We start from the raw sequence: 17,390 nt of genomic DNA on the forward strand, positions 1-17,390 counted from the left end.
TACTCGGGATTCGATGCTCACGACACTCTCCTTCTGGCCGCAGCCGGGATCGGCCACTCCTACCTCCAGCTTACAGGAGATGGGACGTCCAATGTCCTTTTCGTGCCGCGAGTGTGGAGAATTTTCGCGAGGCGCCTGCGAAAGAGGCGCCGGGCGGCGCGTTGGTGGCGGGTTCCGCGGCCCGGAATCCGCCACCTTGGCACCCTTTAGACTGTCAGCCCCAGAGCTTTGGGCCCTTAGAGCTTTAGACCCTGCGGCGTGATCTGTAGCCTGTCGAAAGTCACCTGCCGACCGAGCGAATCGAGGACCACGACGTCGTCGCGGCCGTTCTTCAGCTCGTCCGGCAGGATGACGTCAACGGTGTTGTCTTTCCCCGGGAACGTCCAGCCGAGCCTGAAGAGGCTCTTGTTGAGGTAGACGTAGTACCACTGGCCGTGCTCGAGGTTCCGGAGCGTCATTTTCTGCCCGGTGCGGTACTTTGCGTCGGTTCCCAGGTCCGTCGGGGCCGTGAGGCCGTCGAGATCCTGAGTTCGGAGGTCCGGCGTGGCTTCGGGCCGGGCGGGCTGTGCGAGCAGGGCAAGTGCCGACCGCGTGACATTGAGCTGGATGCTCCTTGTCCCGTTCCGAGCAGTTGCGGTGAAGGTCGCGGCGGACAGTTCGCCGGCGGCAACGTCGGCGGCCGTCAGGATGTAATCCTGACTCCTGGTGGCGGTGGCGCCGGCGGCGAACGCCGGTTCGGACATGCCCATCTCCGGCGCCTTCAACGCGGTCAGCCCAACGTTTCCGGCGTTGCCGAGGGTGTACGTGAAGGTGACTTTCTCTCCGGGAGTGGCGTAGCCGTCGTCGTTCGAATCCTCCCACGCTGCGGTGGCTGTACCCTCCAGCAGGGCGTTCCTGGCCACCAGGTCCACCTCCCCGCCGTCGACGTCGACTACCCGGGGGCTCTGTCCGGCTGCCGTTAGCGTCCACGAGCTCAGGGGCACGAAGAAGCCCTGGTCCACTTCGGCCTGGGTCACAGTGTGCCGCGGGGTGGTGCAGCTGTATTTTCCGGCCGGCGCCAGGTTGCGCCACCGGCAGTTGCCGGCGCCTTCAGGGACCAGCGGCGAGAAGTTTCCCGCGGTCGGCGTGACCGTGGTGGTCAGCGGACCGCTGTTCGTGACGGCGAAGGTGTAGGGCACCTGCTCGCCGGCAGCATATGGCTGCAGCGTCAGATCCCGGCCGGCATCGCTGCGTTGCCCGGTGATGTCGGCCGCGGGCAAACCGTCCCGCAGTGGGACGTTGGAGCCGTTGAAGGCCACCGTCTGGGTCAGGGACGGCGTGGCGGATGCTGTCACCGTGAACGTCGCTTGGGGTGCGAAGTAGCCGCGTGAGATGTCCTCGACTGTCAAGGTGTGCTTGGCCGTGGTGCAGCTGTAGCTGGAGCCGGCGGGGAGGTTGTTATAGCGGCAGTTCGGCGCGGTCGGCGGGAGGTAGCCGGTTTCGAAGCTGCCGCCGGCGGGGACGGCATTCGAGGTCACGGTGCCGGTGTTCCTGATCGTGAACGAATAGGACAGCACGTCGCCGGCATTGTAGGGCGAGTCGATGACATCGCGGTCCGGAGCTGCGCCGGTGATACCCAGCCCGAGCTGCTGGGCCTGCGGCGCCGTCGCAACGAACGTGGACTGGGCAACCCTGCCGTCAGCGGCGGTGAACGCTGCGTTGAGATTCTGCGCGCCGGCAGCCCCGGCCGGGGCGGTCAGGTTCACGCTGACCGTCGATGAGGCGCCGGGAGCGACGTCGGGCACCGCCACGGTTGTTGCGGACCAGCCAGTGGGGGTGAAGATGGTCGCGGAGCCTCCGGAGAGCACGGTGCTTTCCTGGTTTGTCACCGTCACGGCGACGGCTTTGGTTACCCCGGGGGTCACGGCCTGCGCGTCCGCGCCGACGGGCGCGCAGAGGTAGTTGAGCCACTCATCGTTGAACTTAGCGAAGGGAATATTGTCGGTGTAGTTGGCCTCATACAGCACGCCGAACTGTCCGCCCTCCAGGCGGGTGACGGTGGAGTAGGCCGAGAATCCGGAGCGGATGGTGCGTACGCCGGGCCACGTCGCCCCGTCATCGCACGAGACCCTCGCGGAGACGTTTTCCCGGGCCGTCTTGGAATTCGCGTTGGTGAAGATCAGCTTCCTGGCCTCCGGTGATCCCGCGGGGGCATCGGGGAACATCCGGGCGATCGAGCCGTTGTTGGCCGGGTCCGGAAGTTCGGTGTCCTGGGTGACCGGGCCGTAGGTGGCGCCGCCGTCGTTGGAGATGGCAACTTTTCGATACCCTCCGTTGGCGCTGTCGCGGGAGTTGAGCATCACCCGGCCGTCCGAAAGCTCCACCGTCTTGTTCTCGTCCATCGCGGACCCCACCGGGACGCCTTTCTGCCACGTGGCGCCGTGGTCGTCCGAGAAGACGCTGTAAGCCTGGAATGCCTGCGTGCCATTGGCTTGCTGGACCTGTCCGGAGTACTGCTGAATAAGACGCCCCTTATGGATTCCGTACTTTAGTTGTACGCCTTCGCCTGAGGCGGCGAAGTTGGCCCGGACGTCGCCCGGCTGGGGGTTCGTCCGGCTCGTCCCGGGCTTGGTCACGTTCGTGATGAGCCGAGGGGCGCTCCAGGTCTGACCGCCATCGCCCGATTCCATGACCGCCGAGGAGATCACTGAACGGTCGGCGTCGTCATTGCCAAAAACGCTGCCCCCGAAGCCCTGATCCTTGGAATAGACGAAGAAGGCGAAAACTTTTCCGGCTTCAGAGTCGTAAACGTACGACGGATCGCTGTAGCCAAACTTCGGGCGCGTCGCATCGCCGACATGCCCGGCGGCAATCACTTGAAGCGGCCCCCACGTCTGCCCGCCGTCTGTGCTGCGCCGCTGCACGATTGAGTTCGGGTTGGGGGCGTCGGCTGAGCTGCCGGGCCGGCCGTCCCATGCCGCCAGAACCACGCCGCCGCCGAGGTGCGTTAGCGCCGGGATCCGGTAGAAGAAATTGCTGGACGTGCGGTCCGCGGCGAGATTCGCCTCAAAGAACGCCCCCGGACCGGCGGTCGGCGTGGTTGGCGGGATCGGCGCTGCGGCTGCCGGCAGGCCGGATCCGGCGACCAGGCCGAGTCCAAGAATGCCGGCGACGGCACATGCTCCCGGTCGGGGAACCCGGGCCTTCGTGCGTGACTTCACATCTGACCTCTCATTGGTAGGGAGACTTGTCGACGCTCAACGAACCGGAACACCAGCGCATCCCACATTCGATATAGAACGTCCTACAACCATAATGTGTAGTGGCTCACATATCCATCGTGTGGGGAAAATTGAAGATCGGACGTAGGATCACGTTCGGACCGCACGCCTCACATCTGGAGACCCCATGCCCCTCTTCGACATGCCGTTGGATCAGCTGCGCAGCTACACCTCATCCGCCGTCGAGCCGGAAGACTTCGATGACTTCTGGGACCTGACCATTGCCGAGGCCCGGGAATTCCCGCTGGACGCCGTCTACGTCCAGGTGGAGAACCACCTGAGCGTCATTGACAGCTTTGACGTCTCTTTCGCGGGCTTCGGCGGAGCCCGGATCAAGGGCTGGCTGCACCTGCCGGCAAACCGCGGCGCCGGGAGGACGTTGCCTGTGGTGGTGCAGTACGTCGGCTATTCGGGCGGCCGCGGGCTGGTCCAGCAGGACACCAAGTGGGCGCAGGCCGGGTATGCGCACTTCATCATGGACACCCGGGGCCAGGGCTACGGCGGCAGCCTGGGCGAGAGCGCGGATCCGCACGCGTCGGCCGGAGACGTGGCCTACGCCGGGCTCATGACGCGCGGCCTCTCCTCCCGGGAGGACTACTACTACCGCCGCGTCTTCGTCGACGCCTTCCGGGCCATCGAAGCCGTGCAGAAGCATCCCGAGGTGGATGCCTCGAAGGTACTGCTGGCCGGCCTGAGCCAGGGCGGAGGCTTGGCCATCGCGGCCGCCGGATTGGCGGCCGGGCGCCTGGACGGCGTGCTGTGCACCATGGCCGATGTGCCGTTCCTGCAGGACTTTCCGCGCGCCGTCGACATCGCCCCGCGCGGGCCCTACCCGGAAATCGCCGGCTTCCTGGCCCGTCACCGGGACCGTTACGAGCCCGCGCTTGCGGTCCTGAACTATTTCGACGGCGTGCACCTGGGCCGGCGCGCCACGGCGCCGGCGCTGTTCTCGGCGGCGCTGATGGACGACATCTGCCCGCCGTCGACCGTCTTTGCAGCGTACAACGCCTATGGCACGGGCGCGGCGGCAGTGCCGGGGTCGCGTTTGGGTGAGGCAGCTGGCGCGGCAGCCCCGCGGGCTGTCCCGGCGAAAGCCATTGAGGTTTACCGCTTCAACAACCACGAGGGCGGCCAGGAACACCACTGGGTCAGCCAGCTCGGCTACGTCGCGGAACTTCTGGCCCGCTAAGTGCTCGGTTTGCTGGCAGCTCCCGGGCAGCCGCCCGAGAGCTGACTGGCGGGGTTACTCCCGGGTGATGGGGAGTTTGGTCGCTTTGGACTCGGCCAGGGCGCGCTCCGGTACAGGCGTGCGGACTTCGAGGACTCCGTCTTTGTAGGTGGCTTTGATGTCTTCCTCTTTCACGTCCGCGGGCAGCGGCAGGGTGCGAAGGAAAGAGCCGTACCGGAACTCGGACCGGTAGCTGTCCTTGCCCTTCTCTTCCTTTTCTTCCTTGCGCTCGGCGCGGATCTGGAGGGCTCCGTCAACCACCGAGACGTCGATGTCCTTGTCCGGATCCAGCCCGGGCGCTTCGGCCCGGATAACAAGAGTGTTGCCGTCAAGGAACTCCTCGACGCGGATCGGCATCGGCTGGTTTTCTTCCTGGAAGAACCGGTCCATGAAGTCCATCAGGTCCGACGGGGACCTGCGGAACACATCAGAGGGGCTGGTACGGGATGTGTCCGGCCAGCGGTGGAACGGTGACCATTTGTGCAAATCAGACATGACAGATCCTCCGGAGAGTTGTGGTTGGTTGCCCAAACGGCTGGTACCTCCAGTAGACGCCCGCGGACCGGGTCCGGGCAGGGACTAAAGGCCCGCGCCAAGCACCTGACAGCACCACACGGAGTCAGCCGGCGGGGCAAGAAACCGCCAGCCGGCAAAGTACGACCCTGCGCGTCGGCCAGTCACGGCTGCGGAAGCATCGCGCCGTCCGTGTTGTTGTTCTATTAGTGGCAAGAAAACATCCGCCGGAAAGGAGTCCGCCATGATTCGCATCGCTATCGTGCTCGGGAGTACCCGGCCCGGACGCCTCGGACAGGCCGTCGCCGACTGGGTAGCTTCACGGGCATCCGAACGCGGCGATGCCACCTTTGAGGTCCTCGACGTCGCCGATTTCAGCCTCCCGATCCTCGATGAGCCGCTGCCGCCCTCTTTCGGCCGGTACAGCCACCCGCACACCAAGGCCTGGTCCGAGGCTGTCGACGGATTCGACGGTTACATCTTCGTCACCGGCGAGTACAACCATTCAATCCCCGGGGCACTGAAGAACGCTCTGGACTACTTGTACAAGGAGTGGAACAACAAGGCGGCCGGTTTCGTCAGCTACGGAAGCAGCGGCGGCATCCGCGCCGTCGAACACCTGCGGGGAGTTGCCGGAGAGCTGCAGATGGCAGACGTCCGGGCCCAGGTGGCACTGCCCTTTGCCACGGAGTTCGAGAACTACCGCACCCTGATCCCCACCGCGGCCACGGAGAAGACTCTGCAGATCCTGTTTGATCAAGTGATTGCCTGGGCCGGCGCCCTGAAGGTCCTCCGGCCGGACCGCTCCCACGGAAATGAACCCGGCATCGCCGCCTAAGCACTCGCGGGTTCGCCCTGTGCCTAGGCCGGGCTCTCCACCCTCCGCCGCCGTCGACGGACAGGCGGAGCCTCCACAGCGCGGGGCACCGGGGCCAGTGGCGGGCTGGGCGGAGGCACTTCCGCGCCCTGGCCGGAATCGGCAACGAGGACATGGACCGTGCCGCCGGCCGGTTCGCGCACAGGGCCACCCGCGACGCTCCGAAGATAGTCCAGGGCTCCCTCTTCACTAAACCCGTAGTCCCGCACCAGCGTTCTTAAAGCCAGGCCGGCCAGCACCCGGGAGAGCTGCGCCGAGGAAAGATCGGCACTCCCCGCGTACCTGAGCATCAGCTGCTGGACCAGAAGCAGCGCCCGGGACACCTGGCGGGCCAGCCGCACCGCTGCCGTGATGTCCGCACTCGTGAAAACATGCGGCCACGGGGCATAGAGGTTCACCGCGGCACGGAAACCCTCCGCGGGGACCAGCGGAACGGATACGAGCGACCGGACGCCCTCGGCAGCTGCGGTGCTGGCATACCCGGGCCAGCGGCGCTCGAAGGAGGTGTCCCCCATGACCACAAATTCTCCGCTGCGAACCGCCTCGCGCGCCGGGCCGTCGTCGAAGGAGCGCTGCGCTTCGTCCGCCGCCCGCGACAGTGCACTGCCGGCGATGAGCGTGCTGGTTTCCCCGGACCGGAGAAGTGTGATTGCCCAGCTGATCCCGCGGCTGGGACCGCCGATGTCGCGGACAAGCCCACTGACAACCTCGCCGAGGAAGGCACCGATATCCGGGTCATTGAAATGCGCGTCCCAGAACGCGGCATGCGGATCCCGCCTGCTGTCTGCTGCAGTACCTTGGGTCATGTTCCACGCTCGAAATCGAAGCACGTAGCTCACTGCTGAACCGATGAAAACAGCATACGTCCGCGCGGACTCAGCGGCGCCACCCAATCTGTCAGCGCCAAGGATCCGCCTCAACGGCCGCGCCGCGGCGGCCCAGGGCAGTACTTGCGTGCCGCCCTGGACCGCCTGCCCCGGCTTCAACACCAGTCGCGGACGACCCCTTCCGCCGTGGCACCACCATTAATACCCGTGTCCGCCCGGCCCTAAAAGAGCCATTGTGCCCTGCCCGGGGCCTTGGTTGGCCGCCCCCCCCATTTCACCCCCGGCGGATGAGGTCCACTCCCGCGTCCGGGCACACGATGAAATATGGCCTCCGATGCGCGGAGGCGACACCCAGCGGGGAGAGGAACTTCCAATGTCGAAACCCCACCCGATTCTCGTGGGATCCATCGCACTCGGAGCCGCCGTCGCACTGCTCACCGGGTGCAGCCCCGCCAACACACCCGCGGGCACCTCCAGTGCGCCCGCGTCCGCCTCGAGCCCCCCACCGAGCACGTCGGAGGTCTGCGCTGCGGCCGATGCCCATGCCGCGGCGCTGACAAATTTCAAGGACACGCTGAAGCCTGATGCCACGATAGAGCAGGTCCGTACGGCCCAGGAACAAGTCACGAAGACCTACGACGATCTCGTCAAGGCGACCGGTGACCTCGCCCAACAGCGGGCGGATGCCGTCAAGTCGGCCGAGGCCAAGTTCAACGACGCCGTCAAGGCGGTGCCGGACGACGCCACTTTGACCCAGGCGACTAGTTCCCTCCGCGACGAGGCCGCGCGCGTCCAGGCCGCGATCACTGACCTCCGGACCGAGGTTAAGTGCTAGTGCGCTGACGTCGCGGGGCAGACGTCATTGACCTGGCGGTCAGACGGCCGAAAAGCCCGCGGGGATAACGGAACGGAAGGCTGCGTTGAGACTGCAGCCTGCCGTTTGTGCGGTTGTTTACTTTGTCGGGGCCACGGATCAGCCGATGCGCGTGCGGGCGCGCAGGACGGACGCGAAGAACGCGGCGAGTTCCGCCGTTGCCGTCAGCGGCAGGACGTTGGCCACGTACTGGTCCGGGCGCACCACCACGATGACGCCGCCCCGGTCGAGGCCGCGCAGCTCGAAGATGTCCGCCGCCGGATCGGTGCCGTAGACCTTCTCAAGGTACGGGAGCTTGAACGGTCCGACCTCCGGCTTGAACAGTGCCGGCACCGCGCCAATGTCGATCCCCGTGTGGTCCTGCTGGTAGATGATCTTGACGTCGAACCAGGCATCGGCGTCGGCGCCCTCCGGCGTGGCGGCAAGCGGCGAGTCCGGCGCGTTGGCCAGCCACGCGGCCAGGTCCGTGGTCGGTGACGGCGCCGCCGACTGTTGTCCTGGCGCTGCCCCGTCGGCGAAGACGTAGATGCGCCACCGGCCGTCCGCCGTGGCCTGGTGGCCGAGCTGGACCGGATTGGTGTCGCAGACGCGCACAACCGGGGCGGACTTGAAACGCTTGCCCACAGGAAAGCCCGCGGCCAGGCTCTGGTGCGTCGCTTCCGCGACGATCATCGACGGCGAGTACTCGGTCATGAAGCCGGCGGGGAACTCGGCGGTGCGCACGTAGAAGTCCTCGAGTTCGGAGGGGTTCTCGAACTCTTCGGGTTTCTTGGCCATGAGGGTCGACCACACCTTGTCGAAGTCGATGAGGTCCTTCGCGACAACCTGGCGCTCGGCCGAGTAGGTGGAGAGCAGGCTGACCGGGCTGCGGCCCTCGAGCACGTGGCCGAGCTTCCAGCCGATGTTGAAGCCGTCCTGCATGGAGACGTTCATGCCCTGGCCGGCTTTGGCACTGTGCGTGTGGCAGGCGTCGCCGGTGATGAACACGCGCGGCGTGCGGGTGCCGAGCTCCTCCGGGAGCACGTCGTCGAACCGGTCGGTGAGGCGGTGGCCGACCTCGTACACGCTGTGCCAGGCCACGTTGCGTACGTCGAGCGTGTACGGGTGGATGATCGCGTTGGCCTTGGCGATGATCTGCTCGATGGTGGTCTTGCGGACGGCCCCGTTGTCATCCTCGGCGACCTCTCCGAGATCCACGTACATGCGGAAGAGGTGCCCGCCCTCGCGCGGGATGAGCAGGATGCTGCCACCGTCATGGGACTGGATGGCGCATTTGAGGCGGATGTCGGGGAAGTCCGTGGAGGCGAGCACGTCCATGACGCCCCACGCGTGGTTGGCCTTGTCGCCGGCGAGCGTGCAGCCGATCGAGTCCCGCACCTTGCTCCGCGCGCCATCGGCGCCGACAACATACTTCGCCCGGACGGTGCGCGTCCGGCCCTCGTCGGGTCCGGCTGTTTGGACGAGGGTCACGGTGACGGGGTAGTCCCCCTCGCCGGCGACCTCGAGGCCGACGAACTCATACCCGTAGTCCGGCGTCATGCGGGTGGGCGAATTCGCCATGAACTCGCCGAAGTAATCCAGAACGCGGGCCTGGTTCACGATGAGGTGCGGGAACTCGCTGATTCCGCCCGGGTCATCGAGGGTGCGGGCGCTGCGGACGATGTTCGCGGGGTTCCGGGGGTCCGGCTTCCAGAAGGCCATCTCAGTGATGCGGTAGGCCTCGGCGATGATCCGCTCCGCGAAGCCGAAGGCCTGGAAGGTCTCGACGCTCCGGGCCTGGATGCCGTCGGCCTGGCCGATGGCGAGCCTTCCGCCGCGGCGCTCCACGATCCGGGTCGTGACGCCGGGGAACTGGGACAGCTGGGCGGCTGCGACTATGCCCGCGGGTCCGGTGCCGACGATGAGCACGTCGACCTGGTCGGGAAGTTGCGCGGGCCGGTCGATGCCGACGCCGGCGGCCGGCTGGACTCGCGGGTCACCGGATACGTAACCGTGGTGGTGGAAATGCACGGGCTTTCCTCACTTCGTTGTGTGGCGGTCAATCGCTGCTTTTTGTGTTCGATATCAGAACGTCGTGTTCGATAATCGAAATGAACCTCTGATCCCAAACTGTACGGCAGATATGACATGGGTTACAAGTGTCTTGAAAACTCCCGAAAAACAAGGGGTTGACGCGCCCCCGGTCGCCGGGTGATAGTTATCGTATACGATTTCGTACTCGATGAGGAGTAAATCTTGGAACAGGTCACCGACCACATCCTGGCCGCGGCCCGCAAGGTCATCGCGGTGCATATCAACTACCCCAGCCGGGCAGCCCAGCGCGGCCGCACCCCCGAGCAGCCCTCCTACTTCCTGAAGCCGTCGTCCTCCCTGGCTGTCGGTTCGGCAGAAGCCCCGTCAACCGTGGAACGCCCGGCCGGCTGCGAACTCCTCGGCTATGAGGGTGAGATCGCTTTGATCATCGGCAAGCCCGCCCGCCGCGTGGGCATCGAGGACGCCTGGAGCCACGTCGAGTGGGTCACCGCCAGCAACGACCTCGGCGTCTATGACCTCCGTTATGCGGACAAGGGCTCCAACTTAAGGTCCAAGGGCGGCGACGGCTTCACCCCCGTGGGCCCGGGCCTGATTGCCGCCGACACCGTCGACCCGGCCAAGCTGCGGATCCGCACCTGGCACAACGGGGACCTCGTCCAGGACGACACCACCGCGGACCTGCTCTTCCCGTTCGCCCGGCTCGTCGCCGACCTCTCCCAGCTCCTCACCCTCGAAGAGGGGGACATCATCCTCACCGGCACCCCCGCCGGGGCGTCGGTGGCGAAGCCGAGCGACGTCGTCGAGGTGGAAGTCAGCAGCGCTGACTTGACCACCGGCCGGCTGGTCACCCGGGTGGCGGAAGGCACGACGCCGTTCGCGGACTTCGGCGCCCGGCCCAGGACTGATGATCTCCAGCGGGAGGAAGCCTACGGTTCGCGTGAAGCGGCCGGGCTACTGGCCCAGGCACCGGAGTCGCCGGCGGCCGTCCTGTCCCCGGAGCTGAAGACGAAGCTGGAAAGCGTGTCCACGGCCACCCTGTCCTCGCAGTTGCGCAAGCGCGGCCTGAACAACGTCAGCATCGACGGCCTCACCTCCACCCGTCCGGGCCAGCGGATCGTCGGCCTGGCCCGCACGCTGCGCTATGTCCCCAACCGCGAGGACCTCTTCAAGACCCACGGCGGCGGCTTCAACGCCCAGAAGAAGGCCATCGATTCCGTCAACGAGGGCGAGATCCTCGTGATGGAAGCCCGCGGCGAAAAGGGCACCGGCACCATCGGCGACATCCTGGCCCTGCGCGCGCAGGTCCGCGGCGCCGCGGCCGTCATCACCGACGGCGGTGTGCGTGACTTCTCCGCCGTGGCCGCCATGGACATGCCGACCTACTATGCCAACCCGCACCCGGCCGTCCTGGGCCGCCGGCACATCCCGTGGGACACGGACATCACCATCGCTTGCGGCGGCACCACCGTGCAGCCCGGGGACATCATCGTTGCCGATGCCGACGGAATCCTGGTGATCCCGCCGGCCCTGGCCGAAGAGCTCGCGGACGATTCCATCGCCCAGGAACGCGAGGAAGTCTTCATTTTCGAGATGGTGCAGCAGGGCCACAGCGTGGACGGCCTCTACCCGCTCAACGCCGCATGGCGCGCCCGGTACCAGGAATGGGAAGCAGGCAAAACCAATGACTGAGACGGCCAGCGCCGCAGGCGCGGGGGCAGCCACCGTGTCCTCAAACGGGACCCCCGGAAGCAAGTCCGAGCAGGCCTACGCGACCGTCAAGGCCCGGATCGTGGACGGCACCTACTCCCCCGGCTACCGGCTGGTGCTCGCGAAGATCGCCGAGGATCTGGGCGTCAGCGTGGTCCCGGTCCGGGAGGCGATCCGCCGGCTCGAAGCCGAAGGCCTGGTGACGTTCGAACGGAACGTCGGCGCCACTGTCTCCGGGATCGACCCCACCGAGTACCTCTACACGATGCAGACCCTCAGCATCGTCGAGGGCGCCGCCACGGCCCTCTCGGCTCCGCTAATCGGGGCGGCGGACGTCGCCCGCGCCAGGGCAGTAAACGAGGAAATGCGCGACTGCCTGCAGCACTTCGACCCCGTCCGCTTCACCCGGCTGAACCAGGACTTCCACAGCGTCCTGTTCGAGCACTGCCCTAACCCGCACATCCTGGACCTCGTCCACCGGGGCTGGAACCGGCTCGCATCCCTGCGGTCCTCCACGTTCCGCTTCGTCCCGGGACGGGCCCACGACTCCGTCGACGAGCACGAAGCTCTGCTGCACCTCATCGAGTCCGGCGCCAGCCCGGACGAGATCGAAAAGGCCGCCCGCCTCCACCGCAGCGCCACCCTGGACGCGTACCTTGCCCAAAGCAACGCGGGGTCGCTTAGCGCCCATTAAGCGGCCCAACATGGGCCGTAAATGACCCCGCGTTGCACTCTCAGTTAGTTAGGAAGACAACAATGACGTTCCCTGCCGCAGAAACCCGGACCCACTACGTTCCGCAGGACCTTCCCACCCACATCCAGCACTACATCAACGGCGAATTCGTTGATTCCGTGGGCGGCAAAACCTTCGACGTCCTGGACCCGGTGTCCAACACCAACTACGCCACCGCCGCTGCCGGGCAAAAGGAAGACATCGACCTCGCCGTCGCCGCCGCCCGCGAAGCGTTCACCAACGGCCCCTGGCCGAAGATGAAGCCCCGCGAGCGGGCCCGCGTCCTGAACCGGATCGCCGACGCCGTCGAAGCCCAGGAAGCGCGCCTCGCCGAGCTCGAGACCTTCGATACCGGCCTGCCCATCACCCAGGCCAAGGGCCAGGCGCTGCGCGCGGCCGAGAACTTCCGCTTCTTCGCGGACCTGATCGTGGCCCAGTTCGACGACGCCATGAAGGTCCCGGGCGCCCAGATCAACTACGTCAACCGCAAGCCGATCGGCGTCGCGGGCCTCATCACGCCGTGGAACACGCCCTTCATGCTCGAGTCCTGGAAGCTCGCCCCGGCGCTGGCGACCGGCAACACCGTGGTGCTCAAGCCGGCCGAATTCACCCCGCTCTCGGCCTCGCTGTGGGCGCAGATCTTCAAGGACGCCGGGCTCCCGGACGGTGTGTTCAACCTCGTCAATGGCCTGGGCGAGGAGGCCGGCGACGCGCTCGTGAAGCACCCGGACGTGCCGCTGATCTCCTTCACCGGCGAGACCACCACGGGCCAGACGATCTTCCGCAACGCCGCGGCCAACCTCAAGGGCCTGTCCATGGAGCTCGGCGGCAAGTCACCGTGTGTCGTGTTCGCCGACGCCGACCTCGACGCCGCGATCGACTCCGCCCTGTTCGGCGTCTTCTCGCTCAACGGCGAACGCTGCACCGCCGGCTCCCGCATCCTGGTGGAACGCGCCGTGTACGAGGAATTCTGCGAGAAGTACGCCGCCCGCGCCAGGAACATCGTGGTGGGCGACCCGCACGACCCCAAGACCGAGGTCGGCGCCCTGGTCCACCCGGAGCACTACGCCAAGGTGGCCTCCTACGTGGAAATCGGCAAGTCCGAAGGCCGCCTGCTGGCCGGCGGCGGCCGCCCGGACCACCTGCCCGAGGGCAACTACATCGCCCCCACCGTGTTCGCCGACGTCGCCCCGGACGCGCGGATCTTCCAGGAGGAGATCTTCGGCCCCGTCGTCGCCATCACCCCGTTCGACTCCGACGAGGAAGCCCTGGCCCTGGCGAACAACACCAGGTACGGGCTCGCGGCCTACATCTGGACCCAGAACCTGACCCGCGCGCACAACTTCTCCCAGAACGTTGAAGCCGGCATGGTCTGGCTCAACAGCCACAACGTCCGCGACCTGCGCACCCCGTTCGGCGGCGTCAAAGCCTCCGGCCTGGGCCATGAGGGCGGCTACCGCTCCATCGACTTCTATACCGACCAGCAGGCCGTCCACATCACCCTGGGCCCTGTTCATACGCCGAAATTCGGCGCCTGAGCTTTCACGCCGGCGCCAAGCAGACCCCTTTCAAAGAAGAGAGAACACCATGACCAACTTCGTCCCCACCCCCACTGTCCCGGCTCCGGACATCGTCCGCTGCGCCTACATGGAAATCGTCGTCACCGACCTCGCCAAATCCCGCGCCTTCTACGTGGACCTCCTGGGCCTGCACGTCACCGAGGAAGACGAGAACGCCATCTACCTGCGCTCCCTCGAGGAGTTCATCCACCACAACCTGGTGCTCCGCAAGGGACCCATCGCCGCCGTCGCGGCCTTCGCCTACCGGGTGAAGTCCCCCGCCGAGGTGGACGCCGCCGAGGCCTACTACAAGGAACTGGGCTGCCGCACCGAACGCCGCGAGGACGGCTTCACCAAGGGCATCGGCGACGCCGTCCGCGTCGAGGACCCGCTGGGCTTCCCCTACGAGTTCTTCTACGAGGTGGAGCACGTCGAACGCCTCACCCAGCGCTACGACCTCTACTCCGCCGGGGAGCTCGTGCGCCTGGACCACTTCAACCAGGTCACCCCCGACGTCCCGCGCGGCCGCAAGTACCTTGAGGACCTCGGCTTCCGCGTCTCCGAGGACATCCAGGATTCCGACGGCGTCACCTACGCCGCCTGGATGCACCGCAAGCAGACCGTGCACGACACCGCCCTGACCGGCGGCAACGGGCCGCGCATGCACCACGTCGCGTTCGCCACGCACGAGAAGCACAACATCATCCAGATCTGCGACAAGATGGGCGCCCTGCGGATCTCCGACAGGATCGAACGCGGCCCCGGCCGGCACGGCGTCTCCAACGCCTTCTACCTCTACATCCTGGACCCGGACGGGCACCGCGTGGAGATCTACACCCAGGACTACTACACCGGCGACCCGGACAACCCCACTATCACCTGGGACGTGCACGACAACCAGCGCCGCGACTGGTGGGGCAACCCCGTGGTCCCGTCCTGGTACACCGAGGCCTCCCTGGTCCTGGACCTCGACGGCAACCCGCAGCCCGTCATTGTCCGCGAGGAAAAGAGCGAAATGGCCGTGACCGTGGGCGCCGACGGGTTCTCCTACACCCGCAAGGACGAGGACGGCCACGCCGGAGAGAAGACCGGGTTCAAGCTCGGCGCCCAGCTCTAAACGCGGCTGTAAACCCCGAACCGGGCCGGCGGTCCCGCCTCCGCCGGAGGCGGGACCGCCCCGGCCCCCACCGCCCGACCACCTGAGGAGCACCCGAATGCTTGACCCCGCGACCATCGAGGCCATCGCAGACGAACTGCTGGAAGCCGGCCGCAGCCGGACCCCTGTCCCCCGCCTGACCGCCCGCTACCCGGACATGACCGTAGAGGACTCCTACGCCGTCCAGCAGCTGTGGCGGAGCCGCAACGAGGCCGCCGGGCGCAGGCTCGTCGGCCGCAAAATCGGGCTCACCTCCAAGGCCATGCAAGCCGCCACCGGCATCACCGAGCCGGACTACGGCGCCATCTTCGATGACATGGTCCTGGACACCGGCTGCTCCGTGGACTGGGACCGCTACACCCACCCGCGCGTGGAAGTGGAACTCGCGTTCGTGCTGAAGAAGGACCTCACCGGTCCGGGCTGCACCATCTTCGACGTCCTGAACGCGACCGACTACGTGGTTCCGGCCCTCGAAATCCTGGACTCCCGGATCGACATGGAGGGCCGAACCATCGTGGACACCATCGCAGACAATGCCGCCATGGGCGCCATGGTGGTGGGCGGCCGCCCGGTGAAGCCCGACGCCGTCGACCTGCGCTGGGTCTCTGCCATCCTCTACAAGAACCAGACCGTCGAGGAGACCGGCGTCGCCGCCGGCGTCCTGGACCACCCCGCCAACGGGGTGCACTGGCTGGCCAACAAGATCGCCGCTCACGGAGACGGCATGAAGGGCGGCGACATCATCCTCGCCGGCTCCTTCACCCGGCCCCTCTGGGTGTACAAGGGAGATACCGTCCACGCCGATTACGGACCCCTAGGAGTCGTGACATGCCGCTTCGAGTAAATCCAGATGAAACCTTCCGGGACGCCCTGCGCAACCAAACCGGCGCTGCCGGCCGCCCCCTGGCCGGGATGTGGGTCTGCTCCGGCAGCCCCCTCGTGGCCGAACTCTGCGCCGGCTCCGGCCTCGACTGGCTCCTGATCGACGCCGAGCACAGCCCCAACGGGCTCGAATCCATCCTCGCCCAGCTGCAGGCCGTGCACGGCTACCCGGTGCAGGTTATGGTCCGGCCGCCCGTGAACGACACCGTGCTCATCAAGCAGTACCTGGACCTGGGCGTGCAGAACCTGCTGATCCCCATGGTGAACTCGGCAGCCGAGGCCGAGGCCGCCGTGGCCGCCACCCGCTACCCGCCCCACGGCGTGCGCGGCGTCGGGTCCGCCCTGGCCCGGGCCGCGCGCTGGAACCGGGTCCCCGACTACCTCGCCCGCGCCTCCGATACCATCAGCGTCACCGTGCAGATCGAATCCGAAGCCGCGGTCGCGGTCGTGGAGAACATCCTGGCGGTGGACGGGGTGGACGCGATCTTCCTGGGACCGTCCGACCTCGCCGCCTCCCTGGGACTGCTCGGCCAGCAGGAACACCCCCGGGTGCGCGCCGCCGTCGAACACTGCCTCGCCGCCGCCACAGCGGCCGGGAAACCCGCCGGCGTGAACGCCTTCAACCCGGAAACGGCCCGCGCCTACCTGGCCGCCGGCGCCGCCTTCGTGCTGGTCGGTGCCGATGTGGCTCTGCTGGCCCGCGGCTCCGAGGCCCTTGCGGCCGAATACATCCCGCCGGGCCCGGCGGTTGCGCCTGCCGAAACCCCGACCAGCTACTGACTCCCTTTAGGACCTCCTTATGACTGTTTCCGCGATCACCCCTGCCCTTTCACCCGAGCGTGAGGCGGCGCTGCTCGCTTCCGTGTCTGCCGGCCTGCTCATTAACGGCCAGTGGCGTGGTGCGTCCGACGGCGGCACGTTCGACGTCCACGACCCCGCCACCGGGGAGGTGCTCGCCACCCTGGCGTCCGCGACGAGCGAGGACGCCCTGGCCGCGCTCGACGCCGCCGACGCGGCCCAGGCTTCTTGGGCCCGGACCGCACCGCGGGAACGGGCCGAAATCCTGCGCCGCGCGTTTGACCTCGTCACCGAGCGGGCCGAGGACTTCGCCCTGCTCATGACCTTGGAGATGGGCAAGCCGCTGGCCGAGGCCCGCGGCGAGGTGGCCTACGGTGCCGAGTTCCTGCGCTGGTTCTCCGAGGAAACAGTCCGCGACTACGGCCGCTACCTCACCACCCCCGAGGGCAAGAACAAGATCCTGGTCCAGAAAAAGCCCGTGGGACCGTGCCTGCTCATCACCCCCTGGAACTTCCCCCTGGCCATGGCCACCCGCAAGGTCGCGCCCGCCATCGCCGCGGGCTGCACCATGATCCTCAAGCCGGCCAAGCTCACCCCGCTGACCGCCCAGCTCTTCGCGCAGACCATGCTCGACGCGGGCCTGCCCGCCGGGGTCCTGAACGTCGTGGCCTCCGCCAGCGCCGCCGGGATCTCCGGGCCGCTGCTCGCCGATTCCCGGCTCCGGAAAGTCTCCTTCACCGGTTCCACCCCGGTGGGCAAGCGCCTCATGGCCGACGCCGCCCGGAATGTCCTGCGCACCTCCATGGAGCTCGGCGGCAACGCCCCGTTCATTGTCTTCGAGGACGCCGACCTGGACCAGGCCGTGGACGGCGCGATGGCCGCGAAGATGCGGAACATGGGCGAGGCCTGCACCGCGGCCAACCGCTTCCTCGTCCAGGCATC

General features: G+C 67.1%; 14 protein-coding genes. 10 read left to right on the forward strand and 4 right to left on the reverse strand.

Features of this window, described 5'->3' with window-relative positions; all coding sequences use genetic code 11:
* Positions 1-236 precede the first annotated feature (236 nt).
* Complete coding sequence (locus BLR03_RS22070) at positions 237-3,200, reverse strand: exo-alpha-sialidase (protein WP_091256534.1); 2,964 nt, start codon at positions 3,198-3,200, stop codon at positions 237-239.
* Between the two features lie 187 nt (positions 3,201-3,387).
* On the opposite strand from BLR03_RS22070, the gene BLR03_RS22075 reads away from it, so the two are divergent.
* Positions 3,388-4,449, forward strand: coding sequence for an acetylxylan esterase (locus tag BLR03_RS22075; RefSeq protein WP_091256537.1), 1,062 nt, complete (start codon positions 3,388-3,390; stop codon positions 4,447-4,449).
* Between the two features lie 54 nt (positions 4,450-4,503).
* Here BLR03_RS22075 and BLR03_RS22080 read toward each other — a convergent pair whose 3' ends face one another.
* Complete coding sequence (locus tag BLR03_RS22080) at positions 4,504-4,983, reverse strand: Hsp20/alpha crystallin family protein (RefSeq protein WP_091256539.1); 480 nt, start codon at positions 4,981-4,983, stop codon at positions 4,504-4,506.
* A gap of 262 nt (positions 4,984-5,245) precedes the next feature.
* On the opposite strand from BLR03_RS22080, the gene BLR03_RS22085 reads away from it, so the two are divergent.
* The gene (locus tag BLR03_RS22085; RefSeq protein ID WP_091256540.1) at positions 5,246-5,839 is read left to right on the forward strand and encodes an NADPH-dependent FMN reductase; all 594 of its coding nucleotides are present in this window, start codon (positions 5,246-5,248) and stop codon (positions 5,837-5,839) included.
* A 23-nt stretch (positions 5,840-5,862) separates the two neighbouring features.
* Here BLR03_RS22085 and BLR03_RS22090 read toward each other — a convergent pair whose 3' ends face one another.
* The gene (locus BLR03_RS22090) at positions 5,863-6,684 is read right to left on the reverse strand and encodes a GAF domain-containing protein (RefSeq protein WP_091256542.1); all 822 of its coding nucleotides are present in this window, start codon (positions 6,682-6,684) and stop codon (positions 5,863-5,865) included.
* Between the two features lie 394 nt (positions 6,685-7,078).
* Here BLR03_RS22090 and BLR03_RS22095 point away from each other — a divergent pair, with 394 nt between their 5' ends.
* Positions 7,079-7,540, forward strand: coding sequence for a hypothetical protein (locus tag BLR03_RS22095; RefSeq protein ID WP_091256544.1), 462 nt, complete (start codon positions 7,079-7,081; stop codon positions 7,538-7,540).
* 138 nt (positions 7,541-7,678) lie between these two features.
* Here BLR03_RS22095 and BLR03_RS22100 read toward each other — a convergent pair whose 3' ends face one another.
* Positions 7,679-9,589, reverse strand: a complete 1,911-nt coding sequence (locus BLR03_RS22100) for an FAD-binding monooxygenase (protein WP_091256545.1) — start codon at positions 9,587-9,589, stop codon at positions 7,679-7,681.
* A gap of 225 nt (positions 9,590-9,814) precedes the next feature.
* Here BLR03_RS22100 and BLR03_RS22105 point away from each other — a divergent pair, with 225 nt between their 5' ends.
* The 7 genes from BLR03_RS22105 to BLR03_RS22135 all read left to right on the forward strand — a co-directional run.
* On the forward strand, positions 9,815-11,302 hold the full coding sequence (locus BLR03_RS22105; protein WP_091256547.1) for a fumarylacetoacetate hydrolase family protein: 1,488 nt from the start codon (positions 9,815-9,817) through the stop codon (positions 11,300-11,302).
* Entirely contained in the window at positions 11,295-12,014 is a 720-nt protein-coding gene (locus BLR03_RS22110; protein WP_175460664.1) for a GntR family transcriptional regulator, read from the forward strand. Before BLR03_RS22105 ends, BLR03_RS22110 begins: the two co-directional genes overlap by 8 nt.
* Before the next feature lie 62 nt (positions 12,015-12,076).
* The gene (gene hpaE / locus BLR03_RS22115; RefSeq protein ID WP_091256548.1) at positions 12,077-13,591 is read left to right on the forward strand and encodes a 5-carboxymethyl-2-hydroxymuconate semialdehyde dehydrogenase; all 1,515 of its coding nucleotides are present in this window, start codon (positions 12,077-12,079) and stop codon (positions 13,589-13,591) included.
* A gap of 49 nt (positions 13,592-13,640) precedes the next feature.
* A complete protein-coding gene (hpaD, locus tag BLR03_RS22120; RefSeq protein ID WP_091256550.1) occupies positions 13,641-14,729 on the forward strand; it encodes a 3,4-dihydroxyphenylacetate 2,3-dioxygenase in 1,089 nt (362 codons plus the stop codon).
* 97 nt (positions 14,730-14,826) lie between these two features.
* Entirely contained in the window at positions 14,827-15,612 is a 786-nt protein-coding gene (gene hpaH, locus BLR03_RS22125) for a 2-oxo-hept-4-ene-1,7-dioate hydratase (RefSeq protein ID WP_091256552.1), read from the forward strand.
* Positions 15,597-16,430: an HpcH/HpaI aldolase family protein gene (locus tag BLR03_RS22130; RefSeq protein ID WP_175460665.1), complete on the forward strand. Its 834-nt coding sequence runs from the start codon at positions 15,597-15,599 to the stop codon at positions 16,428-16,430. The genes hpaH and BLR03_RS22130 overlap by 16 nt, the downstream gene beginning before the upstream one ends.
* A 19-nt stretch (positions 16,431-16,449) precedes the next feature.
* Positions 16,450-17,390, forward strand: a 941-nt coding sequence (locus tag BLR03_RS22135) for an aldehyde dehydrogenase family protein (protein ID WP_139184644.1), incomplete at its 3' end; no start/stop codon positions are given.

Origin of the sequence: Arthrobacter sp. ok909 (genome assembly GCF_900104405.1) — a bacterium.
GTDB lineage: Bacteria > Actinomycetota > Actinomycetes > Actinomycetales > Micrococcaceae > Arthrobacter > Arthrobacter humicola.